This window comes from Paenibacillus harenae, assembly GCF_030812415.1.
In the GTDB taxonomy this organism is placed as follows: domain Bacteria; phylum Bacillota; class Bacilli; order Paenibacillales; family Paenibacillaceae; genus Pristimantibacillus; species Pristimantibacillus harenae_A.
The window spans coordinates 51253-75171 of sequence record NZ_JAUSST010000006.1; the positions used below are offsets into that span (position 1 = coordinate 51253).

Here is a 23919-nt window from a genome sequence, read left to right on the forward strand (position 1 = left end):
GGCACTGGCGGTTTTAAGTGTCTTCCTCAAGCTTTGCTCTCGGAAGACGGGAGGTTAGCCGAAATGAGGAAAATAGGCCATCAGAAACACTATTATTTGATGCTGCTGCCGGGTATGGTCTGGCTTGTGATGTTCAGTATTGTGCCAATGTCGGGAATTGTGATGGCTTTTCAAAATTTCAATCCGGGAGCGGGGCTGTTCAAATCCGATTGGGTGGGACTCGAAAACTTCAAGTATATGTTTCAGCTTAATGACAGCAAGACGGTTATCATCAATACTTTAATCATCGCTGTCGGCAAAATCGCGCTCAATTTGCTTGTTCCGCTCGTCTTTGCCATTCTGCTGAACGAGCTACGCAGCTTGCGCTACAAAAAGCTGGTGCAGACCGTCGTTTATCTGCCGCACTTTCTGTCGTGGGTTATTATGTCGACGATCGTAATCGGAATCTTCGGCTATTATGGCGTTGTCAATACGGTTATTGGAATGTTCGGCTTCGATCCTAAACTATTCATGGCGGATGCGGGCATATTCCGGCAGCTCGTCATCGGCACCGACGTGTGGAAGGAATTCGGCTTTAGCGCGATTATTTATCTTGCGGCGTTAACGGGCATTAATCTTAATCTGTACGAGGCGGCCGCCATTGACGGGGCTAATCGCTGGCAGTTGATCCGGCACGTCACGCTGCCTGCGCTGTCGACCACGGTTGTTTTGCTGGGCGTTTTAAGTCTAGGCAACGTGCTGAACGCCGGCTTCGACCAAGTGTACAACCTGTATAACCCGCTTGTGTATTCAACCGGAGATATTCTGGATACATGGGTGTACCGGCTGGGCCTGCAAAATCTGCAATACTCGCTCGCGACGGCGGCCGGATTGTTCAAATCGGTCATTAGCTTTGTATTGATATTCATATCCTATCGACTGGCGTATCGCTATGCCGATTACACGGTATTCTGAAGGAGGGCGCTGCATTGGTCAGAAATATAACGTTAGGCTCGCGGACGTTTGAAATTGCCAATATCATCGTCCTCGGTCTTCTGCTCGTTAGCTGCATATACCCGCTTTGGTACACCTTCTGTGTATCGATCTCCGAGAAATCGGCCGCTAATGCCGGCTTGGTTACGATATTTCCCATCGGCTTCTCCTTGTCGTCGTATAAGGAGATTATCAGCGACAGCCTGTTCTTTAACGCGTTCTGGATTTCCATCCAGCGCACCGTGCTCGGCACATCGTTCTCCTTGTTAATGATCGTATTAATGGCTTACCCGCTGGCAAGGCCCAAGAAGGATTTCAAAATGCGCAATACGTTCATGTGGATCCTTGTCTTCTGCATGCTGTTTAACGGAGGGCTGATCCCGTGGTATCTCACCATTCAAAACTATCATTTGATCGATACGATCTGGGCGTTGGTGCTTGGCGGAGGAGTACCGGTATTCGACGTGATCCTGATCATGAACTTCTTCCGCAATTTGCCGAAGGAGCTGAACGAGGCGGCCGTGGTCGACGGTGCCGGTCCTTGGTCGGTCCTGTTTCGCGTGTACATCCCCTGCTCCATTCCCGTACTTGCCGCAGTGGCGTTGTTCATTAGCGTGTATCACTGGAACGAGTTCTTTAACGGGTTGGTGTTGATGAACACTTCCGCTAATTATCCGCTCCAGACCTATATCCAGCAGCTTGTCGTCAACATTCCGGTCGGCACCAATCTGACCCCCGAGCAATATAAGAAGCTGTCGGAGCTGTCCAACCGAACGCTGAATGCGGCCAAGGTGTTTATCGCCATGGTGCCGATGTTGATCGTATATCCTTTCCTGCAAAAGTACTTCGTATCCGGCATTATGCTGGGCGCCGTGAAGGAATAAGGCTGGGCTTACGAGGGGGACGGTGCCATTGGTCATGCCGACTAAGATTGTTTTGAGTAGAAAGCAAAGGACACCCGAGAGGGTGTCCTTTGCTTTGTATGGAACGACATTAGGGAGCTAATAGTGTCATTCATTTCGTCCGACATAATCATTAGCTCAGTAACGCCGCGGGATGAGAGCGATATGAGCAAATGATTGTTTCGGAATCGTTTTCGAGTCAGATATACTGAGGTTGTTTGAGAATTGCTGTTGTTTTGGAACATGATTATACGAGGAGGTGAATAGTGAAGCTATGCAGCTGTTTGCAGACGGTTTCAAGCATGTGAGCGGCAAGTGAAAAATGGGAGGGACTAAATTGAAGAAAAGAATGGCAAGCGTAACGAGTATGGTTTTGTTGTTTTCTCTCGCAGTATCCTTATGGGTGGGCGGGTTACCCAATCCGACCGTACATGCTGCCGGTCTTGCGATAACGGGCAGCGGAGGCTGGAATGAAACGGCATACGTGGAATGGACGCCTGTAAGCAATGCGCAGGGATATAATGTTTACGTGAAGCCCGCAAGCGCATCGGATGCTGGGTACCAACAAATCGACACTGAATTAATCCGGAAATACCCATCCAATTGGAGAGCGGATGCCGTAGGACTGGCAGCCGGCAATTATGTCCTAAAGGTTGAGGCGATGCTGCCAGGCGGTTCAAGGGAAAGCGCTGTGACAAGTACGTTATCCGTAACGGCATACGACCGATCCGGATTTGCTTTTTCGCCAAACTCGCAATATGGTACGGGTTCGGGCGCTTATACCGATAATGGAACGCTCAAGAATGGCGCTCAAGTCATCTATGTAACATCGGATACGGCGCAAACCGTCACTCTAGACGTGAAAATCAATAGCTCAGGCGCTGTGCAAACAGCTGTTGGTCTAGGCGAAATTATGGTACTTAGACAAAAAGGTTACGATAAAACACCGCTCGCCATTCGAATGATTGGACAAATCACCGACGATGACATGAGTGGACAACTTAACGGCAGCGGATATCTTGAGGTTAAAGGGAACAGCAATTACTCGGAAATGAATACGACGATCGAAGGGATCGGAGACGATGCTTATGCGTATGGCTGGGGACTGCTTCTTCGCTATGTCGGCAATCTGGAAGTAAGAAATCTGGGGTTGATGTTATTCCCTGACGATGGACTCTCCATGGATACCGGCAATGTGAATGTATGGGTGCATAACAATGATATTTTCTATGGAACTGCCGGGGGAGATGCGGACCAAGCAAAAGGCGATGGCTCCACAGACCTAAAAAAGGGATCGACTTACATTACCATCTCGTACAATCACTACTGGGATTCAGGAAAAGCTTCGCTTGTCGGTTTGAGCGAGTCGGCTGAATTTTTTGTTTCCTTCCACCATAACTGGTTTGATCATTCGGACTCCCGTCATCCGCGTATAAGAGTGGCATCCGCTCATATCTACAATAACTTCTTTGATGGAATTTCCAAATATGGCGTTGGCATTACAACAGGAGGTTCGGCCTTTGTCGAGTCTAATTATTTCAGACATGCCAAGTTCCCAATGATGAGCTCCTTGCAGGGTACGGACGCATTAGGGGAAGGCGCGTTCTCGGGCGAGAACGGAGGCATGATTAAAGCCTATAACAACATGATTGTCGATGCCGACAGTCTAATCTATGCCAACTCCAATGCCGGAACAGCCCCTGCCCATGCAACCTCATTTGATGCGTACTTAGCTTCATCGAGAAATGAAACCGTTCCAAGCTCTTACAAAGCATTAGTAGGCGGAACCGCTTATAATAACTTTGATACGAGCGTCAATACGGGAGTAAACGTATCCAACATGGATAGCGTAAACGCTGTTGAACAAGTGGTTACGGCAGAAGCCGGACGCCTGAATAACGGAGACTTCACATGGACGTTTAATGACTCCGTTGATGATACGTCGTATGCGCTTAATGCAGCGCTGATGTCCAAAATAAGCAGCTACGCCACTCGGCTTGTATCCGTTGGGGGAAATTCAATCCCGACAGAACCGACACCGACACCAACTCCGTCGGCGACACCTGCGCCGACAGCGACTCCAACGCCTACGGCAACGCCGGTTCCGACAGGAACTCCGACAACCGGAGGACGGATTCATAACTTTACCGCAGATGGAACGGCAAGCGACTTCTTCAATATTCAAGGGAGCCTTTCTACATCGAAGGGGACTGTGTCCTATAACGGTTTAACTTTGACGCAATGTTTAAAAATCGAGAGTGCGACCAGCATTTCGTTTACCGCTACTCAAGCTTCGACCTTAACATTGGTGTTCAATACGGCAGACGGCACCAAAATCAAGATTGACGGAACAAGCTATCCGATGACGAATGGCATTGTTAGCGTATCTCTTGCGCCGGGAGCACATACGATTACAAAAGATAGCGTTACGAATCTGTATTACATGAAACTAGAATAAAGAGTTTTCAAGCCTCCATACGCAGGAGCAAAAAGACCGCCTTAACCGGTGGTCTTTCTGTATTATTTGCAGCAAAGCGCTCCGCGTGCCTTATGAAGCTTGGATTTAGAATTTTTGCTGTTTGTATGAATCAACGGAGATGCTTAGCTTTCATTAGATTTTGCAAAATAAAGAAGGGTTTTAATGGGAAGAGTCGAAATGATTTTGACGTAGAAGAAAAGAACGGAAGATTAATGGCTTGTTTTTCTATTATAAACCGAAGACCGCAAATTTTGCTTTAACAAGGAGGATCTTTGTGATGAACGACAACGAATATGGAGCAGCCCGCGGAAGCGCAGGTGCAGGCGTTCGTCGTCCTGCGGCAACGATGATGTTGCAGGGAACGGCGTCCGATGTCGGCAAAAGCTTGCTTACGGCGGCGTTTTGCCGGATTTTGAAGCAGGACGGCAAGCGGGTCGCTCCGTTCAAATCTCAAAACATGTCTCTCAACTCTTATGTGACGCCCGATGGCAAAGAGATCGGCAGGGCGCAGGGGATGCAGGCTGACGCTTGCGGCATTGCGGCGACGACCGACATGAACCCGATCTTGCTGAAGCCGAAGAAGGATATGGTGTCGCAGGTCGTCGTACACGGCAAACCGTTTGCCGACTTTGACGCGAGAGAATACCGGGAGCGCTATTTGCCCAAGGCGGGCGTAATTGTGCGTGAGGCGCTTGCCCGGCTCCGGGACTCCTATGACGTCGTGGTGCTTGAAGGAGCGGGCAGTCCAGCTGAAGTGAACTTGAAGGACCGGGACATCGTCAACATGCGTCTTGCCGGCTGGGCCGACGCTCCTGTGCTGCTTGTCGCCGATATCGACCGGGGGGGCGTGTTCGCATCGGTCGTCGGCACGATGGAAATATTGGAGCCGGGAGAGCGGGACCGGGTGAAAGGCATCATTATTAATAAGTTTCGCGGAGATGTCTCTCTGCTGACGCCAGGGCTGGAATGGCTGGAGCGTCGGATCGGCAAGCCGGTGCTTGGTGTCGTGCCTTATTTGGAAGGGCTGCAGCTGGAAGACGAAGACGGAGCGTCGCTGGATGCCAGAGGCCGCCGCACGCGCGCAGCTGCGAACGATGAGCTGGATATTGCCGTTATCCGGCTGCCCCGCATCTCGAACTTTACTGATTTCGACCCCCTGCAGCAGGAGCCTGGCGTCGTCCTCCGTTATGTGCGCGATGTGCGTGAGTGGGGAGAACCGGACATCGTCCTTATACCCGGCAGCAAAAACACGGTGGAAGATTTGCTGTTTCTGAGGGAATCCGGTCTTGAGGCGTTACTGCTCAAGCACATTAAAGCAGGCGGCAGAGCGGCTGGTATCTGCGCAGGCTATCAGATGATGGGCGAGAGGCTGCTGGATCCGGACGGAGTCGAATCGGACTTGCCGGAGCTTGCCGGGCTGGCTCTTTTTCCGATGGAGACGATGTTCGCTAAGGAGAAGACGACGGAGCGGGTAACCGGGAGCGTCATGACAGGTTTTGGCGAAGCGGCAGCAGTGGAAGGCTATGAAATTCATATGGGCAGAACGGCTTTTACGGAGTCTGTCGCGCAGCCGTTTCGCATCCGGCCGAGCCGTCTGAAAGACGAGCCGGAATCGTATCACCCGGATGGAGTCGTATCGCGGGACGGCCGGATATGGGGCACGTATATCCATCATATTTTTCATAACGACAGATTTCGTCACAATTGGTTGAACGATGCGCGGCAAAGCAAAGGATTGCCGTTATCCGGAGAGGAAACGCCGTTCGGCAGGCTGCGAGAGCTAAGCTTCGACCGGCTCGCCGACCATGTCCGCAAACATGTCGATATGGCCGCCATCTATGAAATGATAAACGAAGGAAGCAACGATGAGCGATTCCGCTGAAACGGCTAAACCAAGCAAGGTACGAAGGTTAACGAAGGGAATGTACGGGCCTAGAATCAAAGTGGAAATTCCAATATAAACGTGCTCCCGTCTGGAGAGCTTTCTAACAGATATACTTCTGCTCCGTATAACACCATAAGGTGTTTTACGATGGACAGTCCAAGCCCCGAACCCCCTTTGTGCCGGGAACGGGAAGCATCCACCCGGAAAAAGCGGTCGAATATACGCCATTTATCCTGTTCCTGAATGCCTATTCCAGTATCATGTATCCGAATTATAACTTGTTTAGAGTTCTTTATCATTTCTAGGGTAATTTCTCCGCCTGCTCGATTATACCTGATTCCATTTTCCAACATATTAATAAATACCCGAAGGATAGACCCTTCATCAACAACAACTTGTATATCGAGGTCGCCCTTTATCAACAAGGAAACTTGCCTAGTTTCGGCTAAATGTTTCACAACCTCCCAAGCTTCCTCTACAACCGGTAAAATAGAAATGCGATCTGCGAGCGGCTGTTTTTTCTCCATTGTCAAAATGAGCATATCTGATACCAACTGTTCAAGACGGTGCAAAGCTCTTTCCACGGATGAAAAAGTTTCTTGATATTGGGAAACAGTTGCTTCCTGGCTTAGTTGAATGACTTCTATTTGAGTTCGAATCGTGGCCAAAGGCGTGCGCAATTCATGCGCCGCATCTGCAACAAAATGATTTTGCTGAAGAAACGCCGACTCTATCCGCTCTAGCATTGTATTAAAGGAGCGCGCCAATTGAGTCAATTCGTCGTAAGGCTGGTTTAAATCCAGACGCGTATCCAATGTTTCAATATTGATCGAAGATGTGGCCTCGACAACTGCTTTCAATGGGCGGAAGGCGATACGAATGAATCTGAACATGCAAAAAACACCGATACCTATAGTCAGAACAAAACCAATCGTCGATACTAACAGTATATTTTTTGTATCGAAAATAAACTCAACCACATTAATAAAAGTGACAAGGAATATACATAACAAAATAAACATCGCAATAATCCAAAATACCATTTTAAGGTAAAAGCTTCGGGAAGCGGACTCTTTAAAATCATTAAACAAACGACGATTCCTCCATTGAATGGGGAGCTGTTGGTTTGCCCAGTCTGTAGCCCTCGCCAATCACCGTTTCAATATAAACGTTGTTTTTCGCATCCCTTAGTTTTTTACGCAATGAATTGATATGAACTCTCACTGTCGAGGAAAAAGGATCTGCGTTCATATCCCATACATGCTCCAAAAGCAGCTCTGCCGATATCGTTTCATTTGGCCGACGCAGCAAATATTCTAAAATTCCATATTCCTTCCTTGTAAGTTCAACTCTTTTCGTGCCGCACCACACGATCTTTGCAGTCGTATCCATTAATAATTCCCCATGCCGCAAGTGGGGATCCCTTCCTCTCATATCCCGCCTGAATAAAGCTCTTATTCTAGCCAGCAGCTCTTCGAAATGAAAGGGTTTGACCATGTAATCGTCGGCTCCTTGATCCAAACCGAAAATTTTATCATTGGGCTGACTTCGTGCAGTTAGCATGACGATAAGGAGCTGCGGCAGAAGTGCACGCACCTTTCTGCAAACTTCAAGGCCATCCATAGCGGGTAAATTCAAGTCCAAGATTAGGAGATCATATTCGTTAACCGTGACGAGTTCTATTCCTGATAGTCCATCTTCGGCGGTATCTATCGCGTAACCTTGCAGTCGTAAACCTTTTGCGAGAGCCTTAAGAAGGTCCTGTTCGTCTTCAATAATCAAAATACGGATTATGATCACCTCTTTCATATTCATTTTATTGCATATTGGATTAAATTAAAATAAAAACGCCGCTTAAACTGCGGCGCTTTTGTCCTGCATCGCTAGGTGGGATTTTTACTTGCTGTGTTGAATCTTGCAGCTATTCCTGCCAATCATTTTATTCAACAAACACCAGCTGATTGCAGATGTGCCCAGAGGCCATAACCCAATCAAAGCCACCCATCTCAAGTTGTCCTCTAACACGAAAAATAAGCCGCATATCGCAATACCGATTATAAACCGCAGAGATCGTTCCGAACCGCCTACATTTTTTTTCATGTTGACTCTCCTTCTATACCTTATTGGTTATTTCAACCCTATCTTAACGAAACATGTGTTAAATCCTTGTTAAGATAAATAAAGGACATTAGGACAACCTAACTTACGTCACTGAGTGGTTTGTCGATTTCCGATGCTCATTTATGAATGGAGTTCCTAATGAAAACGCTTTACAATTTATAAATAGGCATATATAATCATAAATAAGATTAAATGATCAAATATGAGCAAGATAAAATAAACTCACTCACAAATGGGCATCAAGAAGAGAGGTGTGACACACATGCTATTTGAGGAAGAGCGAAAGCGAAAGATCGTCGATTATATTCAAAGCCATGGCAGAGCGTTAGTGCCTGAGCTTGCAAACCGTTTTCAAGTTTCTGAATCAACGGTCCGCAGGGATTTAAGGGAATTGGAAGAGGCCAAGCAGCTCCGCAGAACCCATGGCGGCGCGGTCTTGCTCCAACAAGATAGCGTAGAGCCCTCATTTGTTGAAAAGGAAGACCGCTACCGCCGTCAGAAGGAACGAATCGCACAGGAAGCGTTATCCTTTATTGATGAAGAGGATACGATTTTTCTGGACTCGGGAACAACGACGTATTTTATGGCTAAGCATTTGAGAAATTTTCAGAAATTAACCGTGGTTACAAATTCGAACATGGTGGCTCAGGAGTTAAACCAGATGAAGCATCTCGATTTGCTTCTTACCGGCGGAACTTTGCGATATGAAACGCAGGCGATGGTTGGTCCGATTGCGGATCGCGCGATTGGTTCCATTCGGGTAGATAAGCTGTTTTTGGCCATTAACGGTTTGGATCCCGATGGCGGGCTGACTACGCCAAACCTGACAGAGGCGGAAACGAAACGTCGAATGATACAATCTGCCAAACAAGTCATACTAGTAATGGATCACAGCAAGTTCGGGAAGGTATCGTTTGCAAAGGTTGCCGAGTTAACTGACATACATCATTGCATCGTCGATGACGCGATATCGGAACAAGCGGTCAGAACGATGGAAGCAGAAGGAATAAAAGTAACGGTAGCAAGGAGATTGGAACTATGAATGCCATTCACACGGTAACCTTGAATCCTGCTGTAGACAAAACCGTGACGGTGGAAAATTTTTCGTTCGGCGAGTTGAATCGCATAAAGACTACCCGAACGGATGCGGGCGGCAAAGGCATTAACGTCGCGAAAGTTTTGCATCGGTTTTCGGTACCCGTCAAGGCGCTCGGTTTTCAAGCAGGACATGAAGGAAAAGTTATTTTGGAGAAGCTTCGCGAGCAGGGCATCCCTTCTTATCTGATTGAGGCGGAAGGGGAAACCCGCACCAACTTGAAGGTGGTGGATGAGCGGACCAAACAAACGACGGAATTGAATGAAGCCGGCTTCTCGCCTAGCGAGGCGCTGCTGGGGGAATTCGTTGAACGCTTCGAGTTGAGCCTTAGCGAAGCATCGCTTGTTGTATTAGGAGGAAGCTTGCCTCCGGGTACGCCGGTTGATTATTATAAGAGACTGATCGAGCTGGCAAACCGCCAAGGAGTCCGTACGATTTTGGATGCCGACGGGGAAGCTCTTGCCCTTGGAATAGAGGCGGTGCCGTTTGCTTTAAAGCCGAACATTCATGAACTGGAAGCCTTGTTTGATTCAACGTTCACGACGGACGAGCAAATCATATACGCAGCGCAGCAGCTTATCCGCAAAGGAATTTCCTATGTCATAGTGTCCATGGGAGGCGAGGGATCCATTCTCGTCAGCGAACGGGAAGCGATTCGCGCCAAGCCGTTTCCGATCACCCCGCTAAGTACGGTCGGCGCGGGGGATTCCATGGTAGCCGCAATGGCATATTGTTTTGTTCACGGTAAGTCTTTCGAAGATATGGCAAGGTGGACTTCGGCGGCAGGGACCGTCACCGCTTCCAAGTCAGGAACCGAGGTTTGTACGCTTGACGAGGTGCAGGATAAGTTGGGTCTTGTCGATATTTTCCGATTAACAATCGAGGTATAAACAAACAGGAGGGGAAATGATGAAGAAAATTATTGCGGTTACTTCATGTGCGACTGGCGTCGCGCACACTTACATGGCAGCGGAATCGCTTGCGAAAGCGGCAAAAGAGAAACAAATCGAGCTGAAGGTCGAAACCCGCGGCGCGGTCGGCGTTGAAAACGAGATCACGGAGCAGGAAATCGCCGAAGCGCATGCGGTCATCATTGCGGCGGATACGGATGTCCTCGAATCCCGGTTTCAAGGGAAGCCGGTCGTAAAGGTTCGTGTCGCACAGGCGATCAAGGATCCTAAAGGTTTGATTGATGAGGCTTTAAATATGCAGGCTTCCGATCCCGCCGATTATCTTAAGCAAGTAAATAAATCCAAAGCGGAGCGCAGTTCGGCTAGAACGGGCCCGTATAAGCATCTAATGACCGGCGTTTCGGCGATGCTGCCGCTCGTTATCGCGGGAGGATTGCTGATCGCGATTTCATTCATGTTCGGATACGATGCTTTTAAAGTAGAAGGATCATTGCCTGCGGCTTTGATGAGCATTGGCGGAGGCGCCGCTTTCGCGCTTATGGTGCCTATTCTTGCCGGCTTTATCGCATTCTCTATTGCGGAGAAGCCAGGTCTTGCCCCGGGATTGGTCGGAGGCATGCTGGCTTCCCAAATCGGCGCCGGTTTTATCGGCGGTATCGCGGCAGGATTTCTGGCGGGTTACTTGGCCAAATGGTTGAAAAATACGATTAAGTTGCCTAGAAACCTGGAAGGCTTGAAGCCAATTCTATTGATTCCGCTAATCGCAACAGCGATTACAGGCTTGCTGATGGTATTTGTTATCGGGGAACCCGTAAAATTTATTATGGACAGCTTGACGGAGTGGTTAAAATCGCTTGGTACTGCGAATGCTATTCTGCTTGGATTGCTGCTTGGCGCGATGATGGCCTTCGATATGGGCGGTCCGGTCAACAAAGCGGCGTATACATTTGCGGTAGGGCTTCTGGCAAGCAATGAATTTGGCCCAATGGCAGCGGTTATGGCGGCAGGAATGACGCCTCCGCTCGGTTTGTGGCTAGCAACCCTTCTTGTTCCGAAGAAATTCACGCAGGAGGAAAGGGATGGCGGAAAATCTGCGGCCGTACTGGGTATTTCTTTCATTACGGAGGGAGCGATTCCTTTTGCCGCAAGCGATCCATTCCGTGTCATCCCTTCCATTATGGTCGGTTCGGCCGTAACCGGGGCTTTGTCCATGGTATTTGGCGCAACGCTCAGGGCGCCGCACGGCGGAATTTTCGTCGTTTGGCTAGTCAATCCAGTTTGGCTGTACGCATTGGCGATTATTATCGGAACCGTCGTGACGGCTTTGATGCTAAGTATTTTGAAAAAACCGGTAAAACAAGAAGCAGCGGGAGGGGTTTAATATGGACGTAAGCGCACTGCTAGACAAACAATCGATCTTGATTCCTTTGGATATTTCGGACAAAACGGATTGCATACAGGCAATGGTGGACGCTTTGGCGCTATCCGGATGCGTTACCGATAAGTCTGCCTACCTTGAAGCGGTCATGAACCGCGAGAAGACGGGTTCTACCGGAATTGGCTTTGGGGTAGCTATCCCGCATGGTAAATCCGCCGGAGTAAGCAAGCCCGGCTTAGCCTTTGCGAAGCTGGCGAAGCAGACTGACTGGGATTCGCTTGATGGTGAGCCCGTATCCGCCGTCTTTATGATCGCGGTACCGGAGGCAGCGGCCGGCAATGAACATCTGCAAATCTTAATCGCCATATCCCGCAAATTAATTGATGAGGAATTCCGCGATAAATTGCTCGCTGTTCAAGATTCGGAGGAATTGATCGGCTTGCTGCAAACCATATAGAAGAAGGAAATGGAGAGAACCCATATGTTGACTAAAGAAGTGACCATTCGCAATGCAACGGGCTTTCATATACGTCCGGCGCAATTGTTTACGGAGCAGGCGGCAAAGTTTCAATCGCAGGTAAACATTTTGCTTAAAGACCAAGGCGTGAAAGTGGACGGCAAAAGCATTTTAGGACTCATGACGCTCGGACTTGCGCAAGGGAGCGTCATTGAGATTTCCGCAGACGGCCCCGATGAAGAGAAAGCGTTGGAATCGCTTGTGCAGCTGGTTGAAGGCGGATTTGGAGAAGTATAACAACAGCGTGAAACGGAGAGGAGGCCCGGGTCTATGTCACGGGAGTTGAACATTCAAGGCTTAGGGGTTTCGGAAGGCATTAAATTAGGAAAAGCGTTTGTCTATTCGCCTGTGCGTCTGGAGGATGTCAAGGATCGGAAAACCGACGCTCCGGACATGGAAGCGGGCTTGCTTCATACCGCAAAAACGCAATGTTTAGCTGATTTGGATGCTTTAGTCGCTCGGGCGAACGACATACTTGGGGAAGAGAAGGCGGTCATTCTAAAAGGCCAGGTCAGCATGCTGAATGATCCTTCGTTTTTCCCGCCCATGGAGCAATTGATTCATAAGGAGAAGTGGACGGCGGAAACGGCAGTCCGAATGGTGACGTTACAGACGGCCAGCATATTCGAAAGCATGCCGAGCGAATACATGCGGGAACGGGCTGCGGATGTTCGGGATGTGGGCAGCAGGCTGCTCTCGTATGTACGAGGACGGCAAGGCAGCCAGTTATCCGATATTCAAGAAGAAGTCATTATCGTCGCGGATGACCTATCCCCGTCCGATACCGTTCAATTGGATAAACGGTTCGTACTTGGTTTTGTTACCCGCATTGGCGGCAAAACCTCTCATACGGCTATCTTGGCGAATTCATTGGGTATCGCGGCCATTCTGGGAGCGGGAAACGGTATTGAACAAATTAAAGATGGCGATATGCTTGCGATTGATGGGGCTGCCGGCGTTTGCATTGTGAACCCCGATACGAAAACGATTGAGGATACGCGTGAGAAGATGCGGCTTCAAGAGGAATCCCGCCAACAATTGTTGGCTTATGCGGATAAAGCGGCGGTCACTGCAGACGGCTTTAAGGTCGAAATCGCAGCGAATATCGGAACGCCCGAAGAGGCGCTCGGCCTGTTGGGAACAGGAGCGGAGGCAGTCGGTCTATACCGTACGGAGTTTTTGTTCATGAGCCGCAGCAGCATGCCGGATGAAGAAACGCAATTTCAGGCCTACAAATCGGCGGCGGAAGCGATGCAGGGATGTCCCGTCATTATCCGGACGCTTGACATCGGCGGCGATAAAGAGCTGCCTTATTTGGAGCTGCCTCATGAGTTGAACCCTTTTCTAGGTTATCGCGCTATTCGATTGTGTCTCGATCGTCCGAACCTGCTGGTCACTCAACTGCGGGCTATTCTGCGGGCTAGCGCTTACGGCAATCTCAAAGTGATGTTTCCGATGATTTCGGGCCTTGAAGAGTGGAGAAAAGCGAAGGGCATATTCGAGGAGGTCCGGGAACAGCTTCGCCTTGAGGGCATCCCGATGGCGGAGAAGATCGAAGTCGGCATCATGATTGAAATACCGTCCGCGGCGCTTCAAGCCGACCGTTTCGCCAAAGAAGTCGATTTCTTCAGCATTGGCACGAATGACTTGGTTCAATATACGCTTGCCGTGGACCGAATGAACGAAAAGGTCTCTTATCTGTATGATTATTTCCACCCTGCGGTCATCCGGTTAATCAAACAAGTGATCGACGCTTCCGACCGTTACGGCAAATGGACGGGCATGTGCGGAAGCATGGCGGGCGATCCTCTGGCGGCTCCCTTATTAATGGGCTTAGGACTGCATGAATGGAGCATGTCCCCGTCCGCCATCCAAAAGATCAAGCGCCAAATTATTAATTTGAACCGCAGCGAATGCAAAGAGCTTGCCGAGCGAATCTTGGATATGGATACGCCGGAAGAGGTGCGGGCAGCTTTAGAGGCTTATCAAACGTAAACCAACAGAAACCCGACCGGATCAGGTCGGGTTTCTGCTTTGTATGAAGGTAATGATGCACTGCGTTATTTGGTGGGTATGGCTCTCTTCGTTCGCGGCCTCTGCCATCGCTGCCTTGAAAATACCGTTCGATACATCGATAGGTGAATACTTTGCAAAACCAAGTAGATGGGAATGGAGTACAGTAGCTTGTAACCGTTATTGTAGTGGAATAAACCAACCTTGAGGCCAGACCATTCGAGCAAGATAGCGAGGCCCGTCCATAAAATAATATATCCGATTGTCGACATTCCATAAATTCGAAAACGTTCAACCCCATAAATAAAAAAATATCCGTAGGGTGCATACATCAGATAAGAAAACAAATCAAACACTTCATAACTTGATTTGTCGCCAATGTCGTACAGATCAAAGGGAGGAATAAAAATAGTATGGTCGAAGATAAGCCCGAACGTGACGCCAATAAGCATATTGAAGATCGTTTGCAAGGGGGAAAATGTTCGCGGCAACAACCAATATGCTGCGAAGCCTAAAGACATTAGCCCGATAACGAACCACTCATTGCCGTTGAATTGATGATCGTAAACGACAGTTTCCATTACCGGATCCACCCTTCCTTGGAAGCCATTCGCTGAAAGATCTTCCCCCAAAATAGTGTATATGCCATTACCAATAGGATCATCAGGGACTCTTTGAAGAAGTTCCAATCTTTATATATAAGTACATGATTCCAACGTAGTGCAGAGCCGAGCAGTAGTTGAATTAGGAATGCATAAATTGCGATACTTATTCGAACGCTTGTTTTTGGCGACGTGAGAAAAATATTCGCGAAAGCAAGCAGGATGAACGTAACGGTGAAGTCATTGTGCAGAATCAAGGCTATAAAATGAGGTATGCTCTGGTTCATTTCGAATAACTTAAGACTGAAACCGCTAATGGTCAATTTGTTAGTAAGCAAGACTTCTATAGCCATAAATAAAAGGACGTTGACAACAAGCGGGAGCTTGCGGCGCAGATTCAATAGGACTTGCGTACAAAACCATGCGAATAAAATAAAGATAACAACGACCATAGGGAACACCCCCCCTTTCTCACGCAACTCTGAGAGTAGATTTCCCTTGGAACAATAATGATATCCGCGAATTTCATAAATATGGGTAGACATTGAATAATCCACAAAATCCCTTTAACATAAGGATGCGGTTGTTTATTAAAAGGGGTTGCGGGTTATGAGTAACGATCAATATTATTCCATAGGCCAAGTGGCGAAGATCTGCAATATATCCATTCAGACTTTGCGGTATTACGACAAAATCGGATTGGTGATTCCCAATCATACGGATAAACTATCCGGATACCGTTATTACTCTAATCGGGACCTCCTTTATGTCAAGATTGTTCAGGACATGAAGATGCTGCAGTTTTCGTTAGACGAAATTGGAGAGATGTTGAAGAACGACAGCTTGGATAGCTTGTTTATAAAGCTCGAATCCAAGCAAAAGGAGATGTTAGATGAGATTAAAAGACTGGAGAAAACAGTCAAGTCGATCGAACAGAGAACAGCTCGGGTCGTTATGCTTCAGGAGTTGGGAAATGGATTGAAAGACCTTGACGTACTAGTGGAGTTGAAGCGGTTTCCCGATCGGCACGTGGTATCTGACCGTGGGAGGTATGCCTGCGGAATGGAACCCTCCATAATAAAGTTCACGAAGTTATTCGGTAAGGTCGATGCCAGCGATCTAATTACGAATCCTATCATGACCGTCTACCATGAGAACATCATGACCTTTGACCGCGCGGAATCCGACTTGGAATTTTGTATCATCCTTAATCATGCAGGACCGGAAACCGTCAATACTCGCATCATACCCGAAAATGATTATATTACCGCCCTCTACTGCGGAATTCCCAACGATGTATCATGCAAGCGGATCTACGGTAAGCTCCAGAAGTGGATAGAGAATAACGGTTACATCGAAAACGGTCCATCTATTGAGCAATACCTTGTCGATATGGCGCATATGATGAAGCCGGAGGAGTTTATCGTCGAACTGCAAGTTCCCGTTCGAAAAGCCTTGACCCTATAGTAGCTATAGGGTTTATTTTGTTATTATCACCATTAATGCGAGGAGGATAATAATGAATCTAATATTAGGAACAGGGCCGTTAGCAATGTCTGTAATGAGGGAACTGGTCGCTCGGGATGAACCGGTTAAAATGGTCAGCTTCAATGGAAGAGCAGCGGTCCCGCAAGGGGTACGGTTAGAGAGGGCCGACCTTATGGATAAAGAGCAAGCGAAGGAAACGATGAAAGACTCTAAGGTCGTTTTTCAATGCGCGCAGCCTCCGTATCACAAGTGGGGCGAAATGTTTAACTCTTTTCAGGATAATATAATAGCAGGAGTTATTGCTTCCGGGACAAAGCTTGTTGCGGCTGAGAATATGTATATGTACGGGTTGGTAAAAGGGAGCATGCATGAGAATTTGCCTTACTCTGCCGTAACTAAGAAAGGTAAGGTTAGGGCATCCATGGCTCGAACATTGACGAAATTACATCAAGACGGAATCTTGCAGGCGACTATGGGGAGAGGTGCTGATTTTTTCGGTCCGAACGTTCATCATTCTTCCGCAGGTTCAAGGCTTTTTAACCCAATCGTGAAGGGTAAAGCATGTACGTTAATCGGTAACCCGGATAGGAAGCATACGTACACGTTTATCGATGATTTCGGAAAGGCGCTTGTTGTGCTCAGCGATCATGATGACGCATTTGGACAGGTGTGGCATGTACCGAATGCGGATACCGTTACGACAAGGGAATTCGTGGAAATGGCGTATCGATTGGCTGGATTCCCGGCAGTCATCCGAACGATGGGAAAAGGAATGCTGCGATTAGGCGGACTGTTCATACCCGAAGCAAGAGAAAGCATAGAAATGCTGTACCAATTTGAAGAGGATTTTGTCGTGGACAGCAACAAATTCACGAAACGGTTCGGCGTGGCTGCAACGCCTTTGGAATATGCCTTAGAGAAAACCGTGCAATCGTTCAGACAGTCGAATAACGAACAGTAAGCTGGATTATTTGACGGCCCCAAATAAAAGAGTCTATTTACAAACCGATGGTTGGTATTTATAATGAGTACATAAAAATATAAAAGTTCACATGGAGGAGCGGCATTGAAACAAGAGGAACGCAGGCAACAGACGATAAGACGGTTGATGGACACGACCAAAGAATTGATAAGGGAAAATGGTTGTCATTCCATTACGATGAAGGATATCATGGGCAAGTCCGGCTTATCCAAAGGCGCAATCTTCCACTATGTAAAGAGCAAAAACGAAATTTTTGTCTGGGTGCTGCAGGAGCGTCTTGAAGCAACAAACGTTAATTTTATGAATGCGGTTGAGCATGGCCGGCAAACCTTCAATGAACCCATGCAGCAAATCAAGGAAAGCATCATTGCATATGAAAATCCGCATGACGTAACGAACAAAGTGTTGCTGTACTTGCTTGGAAAAGAAGATGACCCTTTGGTCGCAGAAGCATTGAAGCAGTATTACGATCGGTCTGTGCATTTATCCAAGCTGTGGATTGAAACGGGGCAGAGGCACGGAGTCATTACCGAGACTGTGGATGCGGAGAAAACAGCAGATATGTTCACGCTTATGACATTCGGATTACGAATCCGCTCGGGTATTCCACGGGTACAGTCAGCTTTTAAAGCTCAAGATTTAACGACGTTTATTGGCGGCATTTTAAATCCGGGCACCGAAGATGGAAAGAAAGGGTGATTAAACGTGAAATTATGGTTAGTCTTGCATTTGCTTGGCGTCTTATTAATGGCCGGTAATATCATTACGGCGGCATTCTGGAAGATTCGGGCCGATCTAGCGGGGAATCCGGTCGTCATCCATCAGGCTGCTAAGAACGTCATGATTGCCGACTATGCTTTTACGATTCCCGGTCTCGTCATGATCATTGTCTCTGGCGGTGCGATGGCTAGCGAGTCCGGCGTCACATGGACAGGAATAAACTGGCTTTCTCTATCGCTGATCTTATTGTCGGTTACCGGGATCATTTGGCTAGCCATTCTCATTCCGTTGCAACGCAAAATGATCCGGTCCAGTGCCGATAGTATAATGACAGGTACAATCTCTGCGGAATATCGGCGCGCTTCGCGCCAATGGGCTATTTACGGGGTCGCCGCTACTTTTCTGCCGATCATCATCCTATACTTGATGGTGATGAAGGGATTCTAAAATGGTTTGTATGATTCCAATCATTAATCATTCATATCGGAGGTAATTTTATGGAACCGCTGATCGTTCTTGTGGTCGTCACTATTGCCATTCTCATTGCGGGAATTGCGGGAATAAACCGTCTGCGCCCGTGGCCAGTTGCGCTGCGGGGCGGAGTTGCGGCCATGTTTATCTTGACGGGCACTGTTCATTTCGTTTGGATGCGGGAAAAGCTTATTGGCATGGTACCGCCTTTCCTTCCATATCCGGATTTTATCGTGACGCTCACCGGTTTGCTGGAATTGGCAGGAGCTGTAGGATTGCTATGGCGGCCCACGGCTCCTTGGGCAGCTGGAGGTCTATCCCTTCTACTGATTGTCATGTTCCCGGCAAATGTTCACTATGCCCTTTCAGATCTCGCGGCGAAACCGGATGATGCTTTATTCCCCCGCACCTTGATGCAAATTGTATTCCTGTCCGCCAGCCTTGCCATCATGATATTTTACCTCCGTCATCGATCTTTACCGATTACTCATGGTTCACGTCTGTCTGATTCGAAAGATTGAACAATCCGTTAAGAATTTTAAGATCATTTCCAAGCTCCTCTAAGGTCTTGGTCTCCATCGTTTGCAGCAATTGCGATCCGGATATATCCGTGTATATCAAATTCTGAAGCTGTTTCGACCAAATTTCCTCTGCCTTGACCGCAAGCGGCGAAGACCAGTGATTTCTAACGTCGGGATGCCATTTCCAGCCGCTTAGACTTTCTCTATATTGCCCCTCCATCTCCATCGACAATTGAACATACTCCCATGCAGAGGATTTATTCGGGCTTGCTTTCATGATCGAGAAAAAGGATCCTCCATGAGCCCAATAAGCGTTAAACGGGGGCCGAGTAAACTTCCATTGTGCGTAATGATCAGGATCCCACTGTTTGATGAGGTCCCAGCCCCATTCCCCCAAATATAGCATAACCAACTTACTATCTCTAATGGCTTGTTGACCTTTATCGTCCCACATATTCCAGTTCGAATCCAAACCCTTGCGCTCAATATCAAGCGTAAGCGAGGCATACGGCACTAAATCCTCGGTGTTTCTCGCATAATTTCCATAATGATCGAAATAGCCATATCCAGCCGCAGCCATATTGAGCGCATCATGAGTATAACTGATCACCCCAATGCCATGAGACTTAAGAGTCTCGGCAAGCAGAATCCAATTTTCGGGGCGCTCCATAAACTTTCCGAGCTCTTCGGGATCTGAAGGAAAACCGTATCCCTCTAGTATGTCGGCTCGATAGAACGTCCCTGCCATAGGAAAGTCTTTCGGGATCGCAATAAGCGATTGACCATCAATGGATTGAAATGGCGTTAGCGTCAAACGATTAAACCACTTTTCCTGGATAAGTCCCCCCGCGTGATAGGGCTCTATACCGACATCTTCAAATAAGTCGAATCCGCTTAAAACGTTCAGAAGCTCGTTCCCGGCTATGACCAGATCCGGGGCAGGCGTTGCACCCAGCTTTTGAAGAAAAGCATCCCCTGTAGCGTAGTCCCATAGTACGGTTCGATCAGGAAACTTTTTTTGATATTCGTCAATGATCAAACTTTGATTCTCCATTGTTGCCAGTATCCGCAAGGTGTCCCCCGTGTCGGAGTCTTGACTTGAATCCGACTTGGGAACTGGCGAAGTGAATGAACCTTCGAGTGGAGAGTCAATGGAACAACCGATTAAGACCACGCATAGCAGAAAATGAAGGATGATCTTAAACGATTGAAGTCGGGCATTAGTATCCACGTTGCCTCACCCTCCCCCTTAACGTTTCCTCCCGTGCGAACAACTCCTTTGTGATCTGCGAAGCGTTCATTGGTTTTCCAAAGTAATAGCCTTGGAGCAAGTAACATCCGGCCTCAATGAGAAGCCGTGCCTCCTCTTCATGCTCGATGCCCTCTCCTACGACCTGCAAGCCTTGTTCATTTGCAAGGTTTATCATATGACGAACGATGCTAAAGGAACTGTTTTTGTATGACAACCGTTGAATAAATAATCGGTCCAGCTTGATGCCATGGATGGGCAGGAGATCAATGATTGCCAAGGAAGAATAACCCTTCCCGAAATCATCAACCCATGCTCGAACTCCTAGATTACGCAGATCGTGGAGGGAAGCGACCACGAGTTCAAGATCTTCCGAAAATGCCTCTTCCGTTACCTCGATTTCCAACAGGTCTGCAGCGAAGCCCGTCTCGTTTAATATGTTCTCTATCATTTCCGCGGTTTCGCGTTGCGCCAGCTGTTTTTTAGATAAATTAACGCTTATCTTTAGCTTGGGCGAAGTTTCATCCATATCAGACCATCGTTTCCCTTGTATACAAGCTTCGCGAATCACATATGCAGACAGAATATCCATCAAATTTTCTTGTTCTGCAATCGGGATAAAGTCGCTTGGAGGTATTAGTCCCCTAATCGGATGAGGCCATCTCGCCAACGCTTCTACTCTAACCATGTCGCCTGTCCGATTATCTACGATAGGCTGGTAATGCAACGTGAGTTCGTTGTTTCCTAGCGCCGACTGGAGTTCGTGCGCAATATCCCAATTGTCTGTCGCTAATTGATGCGCAATATCTTCATAGAATACAAAAGAATGATCATTCTGCTCTTTAGCGATATACATCGCCACATCTGCGTGTTTAATCACGGTTTCCGCATCCAATCCATCGTCTGGAGTCATGCTTATTCCGATCGACCCGCCGATATTGACCTCTTGATGATTGATGATGAATGGAATCCGAAGCTGTTCGCTAATTTGCAACGCCAGTTCTCGGGTTTCGGACTTACTCGTATCACGATATACAATGACGAATTCATCTCCGCCGAGTCTCGCCACAAAAGCCTTGCTTCCGGAAACCTTTCTCAACCGATCGGCTACTTGCACGAGCAATTCGTCTCCAGCCGCATGTCCATGCCTATCATTGATAGGCTTAAATCGATCAAGATCAATAAACATAAAGGCAACGCACTGGTTTGGGGTTGAACTTGTCTCAAGGACGTGTTGGGTGAATTCATTAAAATGTCTCCGATTGGCAAGTCCGGTTAAGGTATCGTAATTAGCATGATGGTTGGATTCCTTTAAAATTTGCTTTAATTGCTCCGTAACGAACGAGAAATTCTGAATCAAAGTGTAAATTTCCTCAATATGAGAATCGAACCATTCCGTTGATTTCGTGGTCCTTATTTGCTGGGGCAAATCGGTTGTGATTTTGGCCAACAGTCTGATGGATCGAATCACGAAACGATGCAAAAATAGAGCAAGAGAGCCAATCACTATAGCCATATACAATACGTTTATCGACTGAGAAAGAAAATAATGGATGACTTCTTCCGTGTATTTAACTGTAGAAAAACGCAACAAGAGGGTAGAACCGTCGAGATTAAGCTTATAAACGTATGCCGTCTCCCTCAATATTTCGCCAGGGGAATTAGCAAGCGTGTTTACGGGTTCCCATTTGTGTAGATTTCCGGTTATATGATTCCAATATCCCGGTCCGATCCATAGTAGAGTCGAATCTTCATTATTGAAATGAAAGGATCTTATGAATTCTCCCTTGGCATCATAAAAGACTGCCTGATTCACAGCAGAGCCTGATGAGTTCCGTATTAATTCTTGCAGATGCCCAAGCTGCACCCAGCTTCGAAGAGTTAACGATTGGACTTGTTCGCCTGTCCATTGCTTATAAGAATCCAGGATTGAACTTGCTGTCGAAGCGGCTTGCGTCCCTAAATCGGAAATCATCGTTCGTTCGGCGTTGAGACCTGTATTAAGAATAAATAAAAAAGAAGATCCGATGATGCTAAAGACCGTCAAATCGATTAGCATGCGGGATAAATGGATTCTCCCCGTGCTTTTTGGCCTTGCGTAGGGAATATAAGTCGAGGCCGCGTCGACCAATAACGCATTAAACAAAGCATTAATGAAAAGGACGGCCAAAATAAGAATCAAATAAAAATTGACATGCAGTCCTTGCGACAGGCTTACCAACAGAATGTACGGACCACCGATTACGGTCCAAAACAAGAAGGTTGGTAATAATATTCTCCTCTTTTTTTTCAATGTCCAAAGAGATGCGGCTAATAGCTCCAATAGCGATATGATCAAAGAATGCATAGATTCATGCAGAATAGCGACGGCCAATAGTTGAATAATAACTGCCAAGCCAACAGCTTTTTTCCAACCGAATATTTTAAGCGCAATAAAAGTGAAAATACTAGCGAAATAGAGTTCCATCCCTAGAACCAACTTAAAGGGGTAAATCAAACATGCCCAATAGAATAAACCGAGCAATGTCATTCCGACAATTGTATAGATATGCTGTTTAATCATCCCCATTAAACTCCGCATTACATGTTCGCAGCCTCCCGGTATCTGATAACCAACGGTACTCATCAGCAAATAAGCATATATGTATATATATCGGTTTCAAAAACTAAGGCTTATAGAGAGAATGGTGAAATACAATATTAACCATATCGATCAACTCATAAATACGCCTTGATTACTTTGTACGAATCCAGGTCAAAATAAATCAAATGAAACGACCGTGGGAAACATTATTAAGTTGACACTTAATTAAGTCTATGCTAAATTAACGTCATGATCGATAAAGCCATTCAAGCGATAACGGAACCTAGGCGCAGAGATATTTTACATCTTGTCCGTCATGAGGAGCTGACCTCCAGCGCCATTGCTTCGCATTTTGACATTTCAGCACCAGCTATTTCACAGCATCTTAAAGTTCTAGAGGAGGCAGGGCTCGTCGTTGTGAGGCGGGCAGGCACCAAGCGATTTTATGGCATTAGGAGGGAAGGGTTTGCCGAATTGATGCATTACATCGAGAGCTTCTGGGATGACAGCTTAATGCGCTTGAAGGAAGCAGCGGAAGAGGAGGAAAGAAGAAAAAATGACTTCAACAAGCAATAGCGACACGATCAAGAAAGAAATTTTTATCGAATGCCGTCCGGAGACATTGTTCTCCTTTTTTACAGACCCTGATAAATTAGTTCGTTGGATGGGGCGTCATGTTTTACTTGATCCGAGTATCGGCGGCAAATATCGCATTGATGTTAACGGGAGCGACATTGCGATAGGTGAATACAAAGAAATGATCCCAAACGAGAAAATCGTCATGACATGGGGATGGGAGAAGTCGAAGATTGTACCGCCTGGATCCAGTACCGTTGAATTTAGACTGACTCCCAAAGATAACGGAACTCTCTTGGTGTTGACGCATTACGATCTGCCGGGAACGGAAGTAGCCTCACATGTGCAAGGTTGGACGCATTACATGTCTCGCCTGCAATTGATCGCGCAAGGCCAGGATCCGGGCGTCGATCCGTGGTCAGTACAAGCTATGCATTAATTTAAAGACTAAA

23 protein-coding genes are annotated in these 23919 nt (G+C 47.3%); 17 read left to right on the forward strand and 6 right to left on the reverse strand.

Annotation, left to right across the window (positions count from 1 at the left end):
- The first annotated feature begins 63 nt into the window (after positions 1-63).
- The 4 genes from J2T14_RS21200 to J2T14_RS21215 all read left to right on the forward strand — a co-directional run bounded on the left by J2T14_RS21200 (position 64) and on the right by J2T14_RS21215 (position 6235).
- Entirely contained in the window at positions 64-954 is an 891-nt protein-coding gene (locus J2T14_RS21200; RefSeq protein WP_307473943.1) for an ABC transporter permease, read from the forward strand.
- 14 nt (positions 955-968) lie between these two features.
- The gene (locus J2T14_RS21205) at positions 969-1856 is read left to right on the forward strand and encodes a carbohydrate ABC transporter permease (protein WP_307473946.1); all 888 of its coding nucleotides are present in this window, start codon (positions 969-971) and stop codon (positions 1854-1856) included.
- Between the two features lie 385 nt (positions 1857-2241).
- The gene (locus J2T14_RS21210) at positions 2242-4332 is read left to right on the forward strand and encodes a pectate lyase family protein (RefSeq protein ID WP_373458188.1); all 2091 of its coding nucleotides are present in this window, start codon (positions 2242-2244) and stop codon (positions 4330-4332) included.
- Between the two features lie 298 nt (positions 4333-4630).
- Positions 4631-6235, forward strand: coding sequence for a cobyric acid synthase (locus J2T14_RS21215; protein ID WP_307473950.1), 1605 nt, complete (start codon positions 4631-4633; stop codon positions 6233-6235).
- Positions 6236-6291: 56 nt separating this feature from the next.
- On the opposite strand, the gene J2T14_RS21220 is transcribed toward J2T14_RS21215, so the two are convergent.
- From J2T14_RS21220 to J2T14_RS30935, 3 genes are all read right to left on the reverse strand, one after another.
- Positions 6292-7329: a sensor histidine kinase gene (locus tag J2T14_RS21220; protein WP_307473952.1), complete on the reverse strand. Its 1038-nt coding sequence runs from the start codon at positions 7327-7329 to the stop codon at positions 6292-6294.
- Positions 7322-8047 carry a response regulator transcription factor gene (locus J2T14_RS21225; protein WP_307473954.1) on the reverse strand — a complete coding sequence of 242 codons (726 nt, stop codon included), beginning with the start codon at positions 8045-8047 and terminating at the stop codon, positions 7322-7324. The genes J2T14_RS21220 and J2T14_RS21225 overlap by 8 nt, the downstream gene beginning before the upstream one ends.
- Before the next feature lie 87 nt (positions 8048-8134).
- Positions 8135-8338, reverse strand: coding sequence for a YgaP family membrane protein (locus J2T14_RS30935; RefSeq protein ID WP_373458182.1), 204 nt, complete (start codon positions 8336-8338; stop codon positions 8135-8137).
- Positions 8339-8621: 283 nt separating this feature from the next.
- Between J2T14_RS30935 and J2T14_RS21230 the strand changes: the two genes are divergently transcribed.
- The 6 genes from J2T14_RS21230 to ptsP are packed head-to-tail and all read left to right on the forward strand — an operon-like array spanning position 8622 to position 14256.
- Positions 8622-9401 (forward strand): DeoR/GlpR family DNA-binding transcription regulator, encoded by a 780-nt coding sequence (locus J2T14_RS21230; protein ID WP_307473957.1) that lies wholly within the window; start codon positions 8622-8624, stop codon positions 9399-9401.
- Positions 9398-10345, forward strand: coding sequence for a 1-phosphofructokinase (pfkB, locus tag J2T14_RS21235; protein ID WP_307207866.1), 948 nt, complete (start codon positions 9398-9400; stop codon positions 10343-10345). Before J2T14_RS21230 ends, pfkB begins: the two co-directional genes overlap by 4 nt.
- A 19-nt stretch (positions 10346-10364) precedes the next feature.
- Positions 10365-11747: a PTS fructose transporter subunit IIC gene (locus J2T14_RS21240; protein ID WP_307474801.1), complete on the forward strand. Its 1383-nt coding sequence runs from the start codon at positions 10365-10367 to the stop codon at positions 11745-11747.
- 1 nt (position 11748) lies between these two features.
- Entirely contained in the window at positions 11749-12201 is a 453-nt protein-coding gene (locus J2T14_RS21245; protein WP_307473959.1) for a PTS sugar transporter subunit IIA, read from the forward strand.
- A 24-nt stretch (positions 12202-12225) separates the two neighbouring features.
- Positions 12226-12498: an HPr family phosphocarrier protein gene (locus J2T14_RS21250; RefSeq protein WP_307207863.1), complete on the forward strand. Its 273-nt coding sequence runs from the start codon at positions 12226-12228 to the stop codon at positions 12496-12498.
- 33 nt (positions 12499-12531) lie between these two features.
- Positions 12532-14256: a phosphoenolpyruvate--protein phosphotransferase gene (gene ptsP / locus J2T14_RS21255; RefSeq protein ID WP_307473960.1), complete on the forward strand. Its 1725-nt coding sequence runs from the start codon at positions 12532-12534 to the stop codon at positions 14254-14256.
- A gap of 65 nt (positions 14257-14321) precedes the next feature.
- Here the strand turns inward: ptsP and J2T14_RS21260 are convergent, their stop codons facing one another.
- A complete protein-coding gene (locus J2T14_RS21260; RefSeq protein ID WP_307473962.1) occupies positions 14322-14855 on the reverse strand; it encodes a hypothetical protein in 534 nt (177 codons plus the stop codon).
- Positions 14856-15485: 630 nt separating this feature from the next.
- Here J2T14_RS21260 and J2T14_RS21265 point away from each other — a divergent pair.
- The 5 genes from J2T14_RS21265 (at position 15486) to J2T14_RS21285 (ending at position 19058) form a co-directional block, all read left to right on the forward strand.
- A complete protein-coding gene (locus tag J2T14_RS21265; RefSeq protein WP_307473964.1) occupies positions 15486-16343 on the forward strand; it encodes a MerR family transcriptional regulator in 858 nt (285 codons plus the stop codon).
- 52 nt (positions 16344-16395) lie between these two features.
- Positions 16396-17325, forward strand: coding sequence for an NAD-dependent epimerase/dehydratase family protein (locus J2T14_RS21270; protein WP_307473966.1), 930 nt, complete (start codon positions 16396-16398; stop codon positions 17323-17325).
- Positions 17326-17430: 105 nt separating this feature from the next.
- Positions 17431-18045, forward strand: a complete 615-nt coding sequence (locus tag J2T14_RS21275; RefSeq protein ID WP_307473968.1) for a TetR/AcrR family transcriptional regulator — start codon at positions 17431-17433, stop codon at positions 18043-18045.
- A gap of 6 nt (positions 18046-18051) precedes the next feature.
- Entirely contained in the window at positions 18052-18513 is a 462-nt protein-coding gene (locus J2T14_RS21280) for a DUF2269 family protein (RefSeq protein WP_307473970.1), read from the forward strand.
- Positions 18514-18563: 50 nt separating this feature from the next.
- Entirely contained in the window at positions 18564-19058 is a 495-nt protein-coding gene (locus J2T14_RS21285; RefSeq protein ID WP_307473972.1) for a DoxX family protein, read from the forward strand.
- Here the strand turns inward: J2T14_RS21285 and J2T14_RS21290 are convergent.
- Together J2T14_RS21290 and J2T14_RS21295 are read right to left on the reverse strand one after the other, a co-directional pair.
- Positions 19021-20112, reverse strand: a complete 1092-nt coding sequence (locus J2T14_RS21290) for an extracellular solute-binding protein (protein WP_307473974.1) — start codon at positions 20110-20112, stop codon at positions 19021-19023. The two genes, J2T14_RS21285 and J2T14_RS21290, sit on opposite strands and share 38 nt — an antisense overlap.
- A gap of 166 nt (positions 20113-20278) precedes the next feature.
- Entirely contained in the window at positions 20279-22870 is a 2592-nt protein-coding gene (locus J2T14_RS21295; protein ID WP_307473976.1) for a putative bifunctional diguanylate cyclase/phosphodiesterase, read from the reverse strand.
- 270 nt (positions 22871-23140) lie between these two features.
- Here J2T14_RS21295 and J2T14_RS21300 point away from each other — a divergent pair, with 270 nt between their 5' ends.
- Together J2T14_RS21300 and J2T14_RS21305 are read left to right on the forward strand one after the other, a co-directional pair.
- Positions 23141-23467 (forward strand): ArsR/SmtB family transcription factor, encoded by a 327-nt coding sequence (locus tag J2T14_RS21300; RefSeq protein WP_307207854.1) that lies wholly within the window; start codon positions 23141-23143, stop codon positions 23465-23467.
- Complete coding sequence (locus J2T14_RS21305) at positions 23448-23906, forward strand: SRPBCC family protein (protein ID WP_307473977.1); 459 nt, start codon at positions 23448-23450, stop codon at positions 23904-23906. The genes J2T14_RS21300 and J2T14_RS21305 overlap by 20 nt, the downstream gene beginning before the upstream one ends.
- The last annotated feature ends 13 nt before the right edge of the window (positions 23907-23919 follow it).

Coding starts and splice junctions, on each gene's coding strand:
- J2T14_RS21305 (WP_307473977.1), top strand. CDS start 23,448: ATGACTTCAACAAGCAATAGCGACACGATCAAGAAAGAAATTTTTATC.
- J2T14_RS21240 (WP_307474801.1), top strand. CDS start 10,365: ATGAAGAAAATTATTGCGGTTACTTCATGTGCGACTGGCGTCGCGCAC.
- J2T14_RS21285 (WP_307473972.1), top strand. CDS start 18,564: ATGGAACCGCTGATCGTTCTTGTGGTCGTCACTATTGCCATTCTCATT.
- J2T14_RS21270 (WP_307473966.1), top strand. CDS start 16,396: ATGAATCTAATATTAGGAACAGGGCCGTTAGCAATGTCTGTAATGAGG.
- J2T14_RS21200 (WP_307473943.1), top strand. CDS start 64: ATGAGGAAAATAGGCCATCAGAAACACTATTATTTGATGCTGCTGCCG.
- J2T14_RS21215 (WP_307473950.1), top strand. CDS start 4,631: ATGAACGACAACGAATATGGAGCAGCCCGCGGAAGCGCAGGTGCAGGC.
- J2T14_RS21295 (WP_307473976.1), bottom strand. CDS start 22,870: ATGATTAAACAGCATATCTATACAATTGTCGGAATGACATTGCTCGGT.
- J2T14_RS21230 (WP_307473957.1), top strand. CDS start 8,622: ATGCTATTTGAGGAAGAGCGAAAGCGAAAGATCGTCGATTATATTCAA.
- J2T14_RS21210 (WP_373458188.1), top strand. CDS start 2,242: ATGGTTTTGTTGTTTTCTCTCGCAGTATCCTTATGGGTGGGCGGGTTA.
- J2T14_RS21260 (WP_307473962.1), bottom strand. CDS start 14,855: ATGGAAACTGTCGTTTACGATCATCAATTCAACGGCAATGAGTGGTTC.
- J2T14_RS21265 (WP_307473964.1), top strand. CDS start 15,486: ATGAGTAACGATCAATATTATTCCATAGGCCAAGTGGCGAAGATCTGC.
- ptsP (WP_307473960.1), top strand. CDS start 12,532: ATGTCACGGGAGTTGAACATTCAAGGCTTAGGGGTTTCGGAAGGCATT.
- J2T14_RS21245 (WP_307473959.1), top strand. CDS start 11,749: ATGGACGTAAGCGCACTGCTAGACAAACAATCGATCTTGATTCCTTTG.
- pfkB (WP_307207866.1), top strand. CDS start 9,398: ATGAATGCCATTCACACGGTAACCTTGAATCCTGCTGTAGACAAAACC.
- J2T14_RS21300 (WP_307207854.1), top strand. CDS start 23,141: ATGATCGATAAAGCCATTCAAGCGATAACGGAACCTAGGCGCAGAGAT.
- J2T14_RS21250 (WP_307207863.1), top strand. CDS start 12,226: ATGTTGACTAAAGAAGTGACCATTCGCAATGCAACGGGCTTTCATATA.
- J2T14_RS30935 (WP_373458182.1), bottom strand. CDS start 8,338: ATGAAAAAAAATGTAGGCGGTTCGGAACGATCTCTGCGGTTTATAATC.
- J2T14_RS21290 (WP_307473974.1), bottom strand. CDS start 20,112: ATGGAGAATCAAAGTTTGATCATTGACGAATATCAAAAAAAGTTTCCT.
- J2T14_RS21225 (WP_307473954.1), bottom strand. CDS start 8,047: ATGAAAGAGGTGATCATAATCCGTATTTTGATTATTGAAGACGAACAG.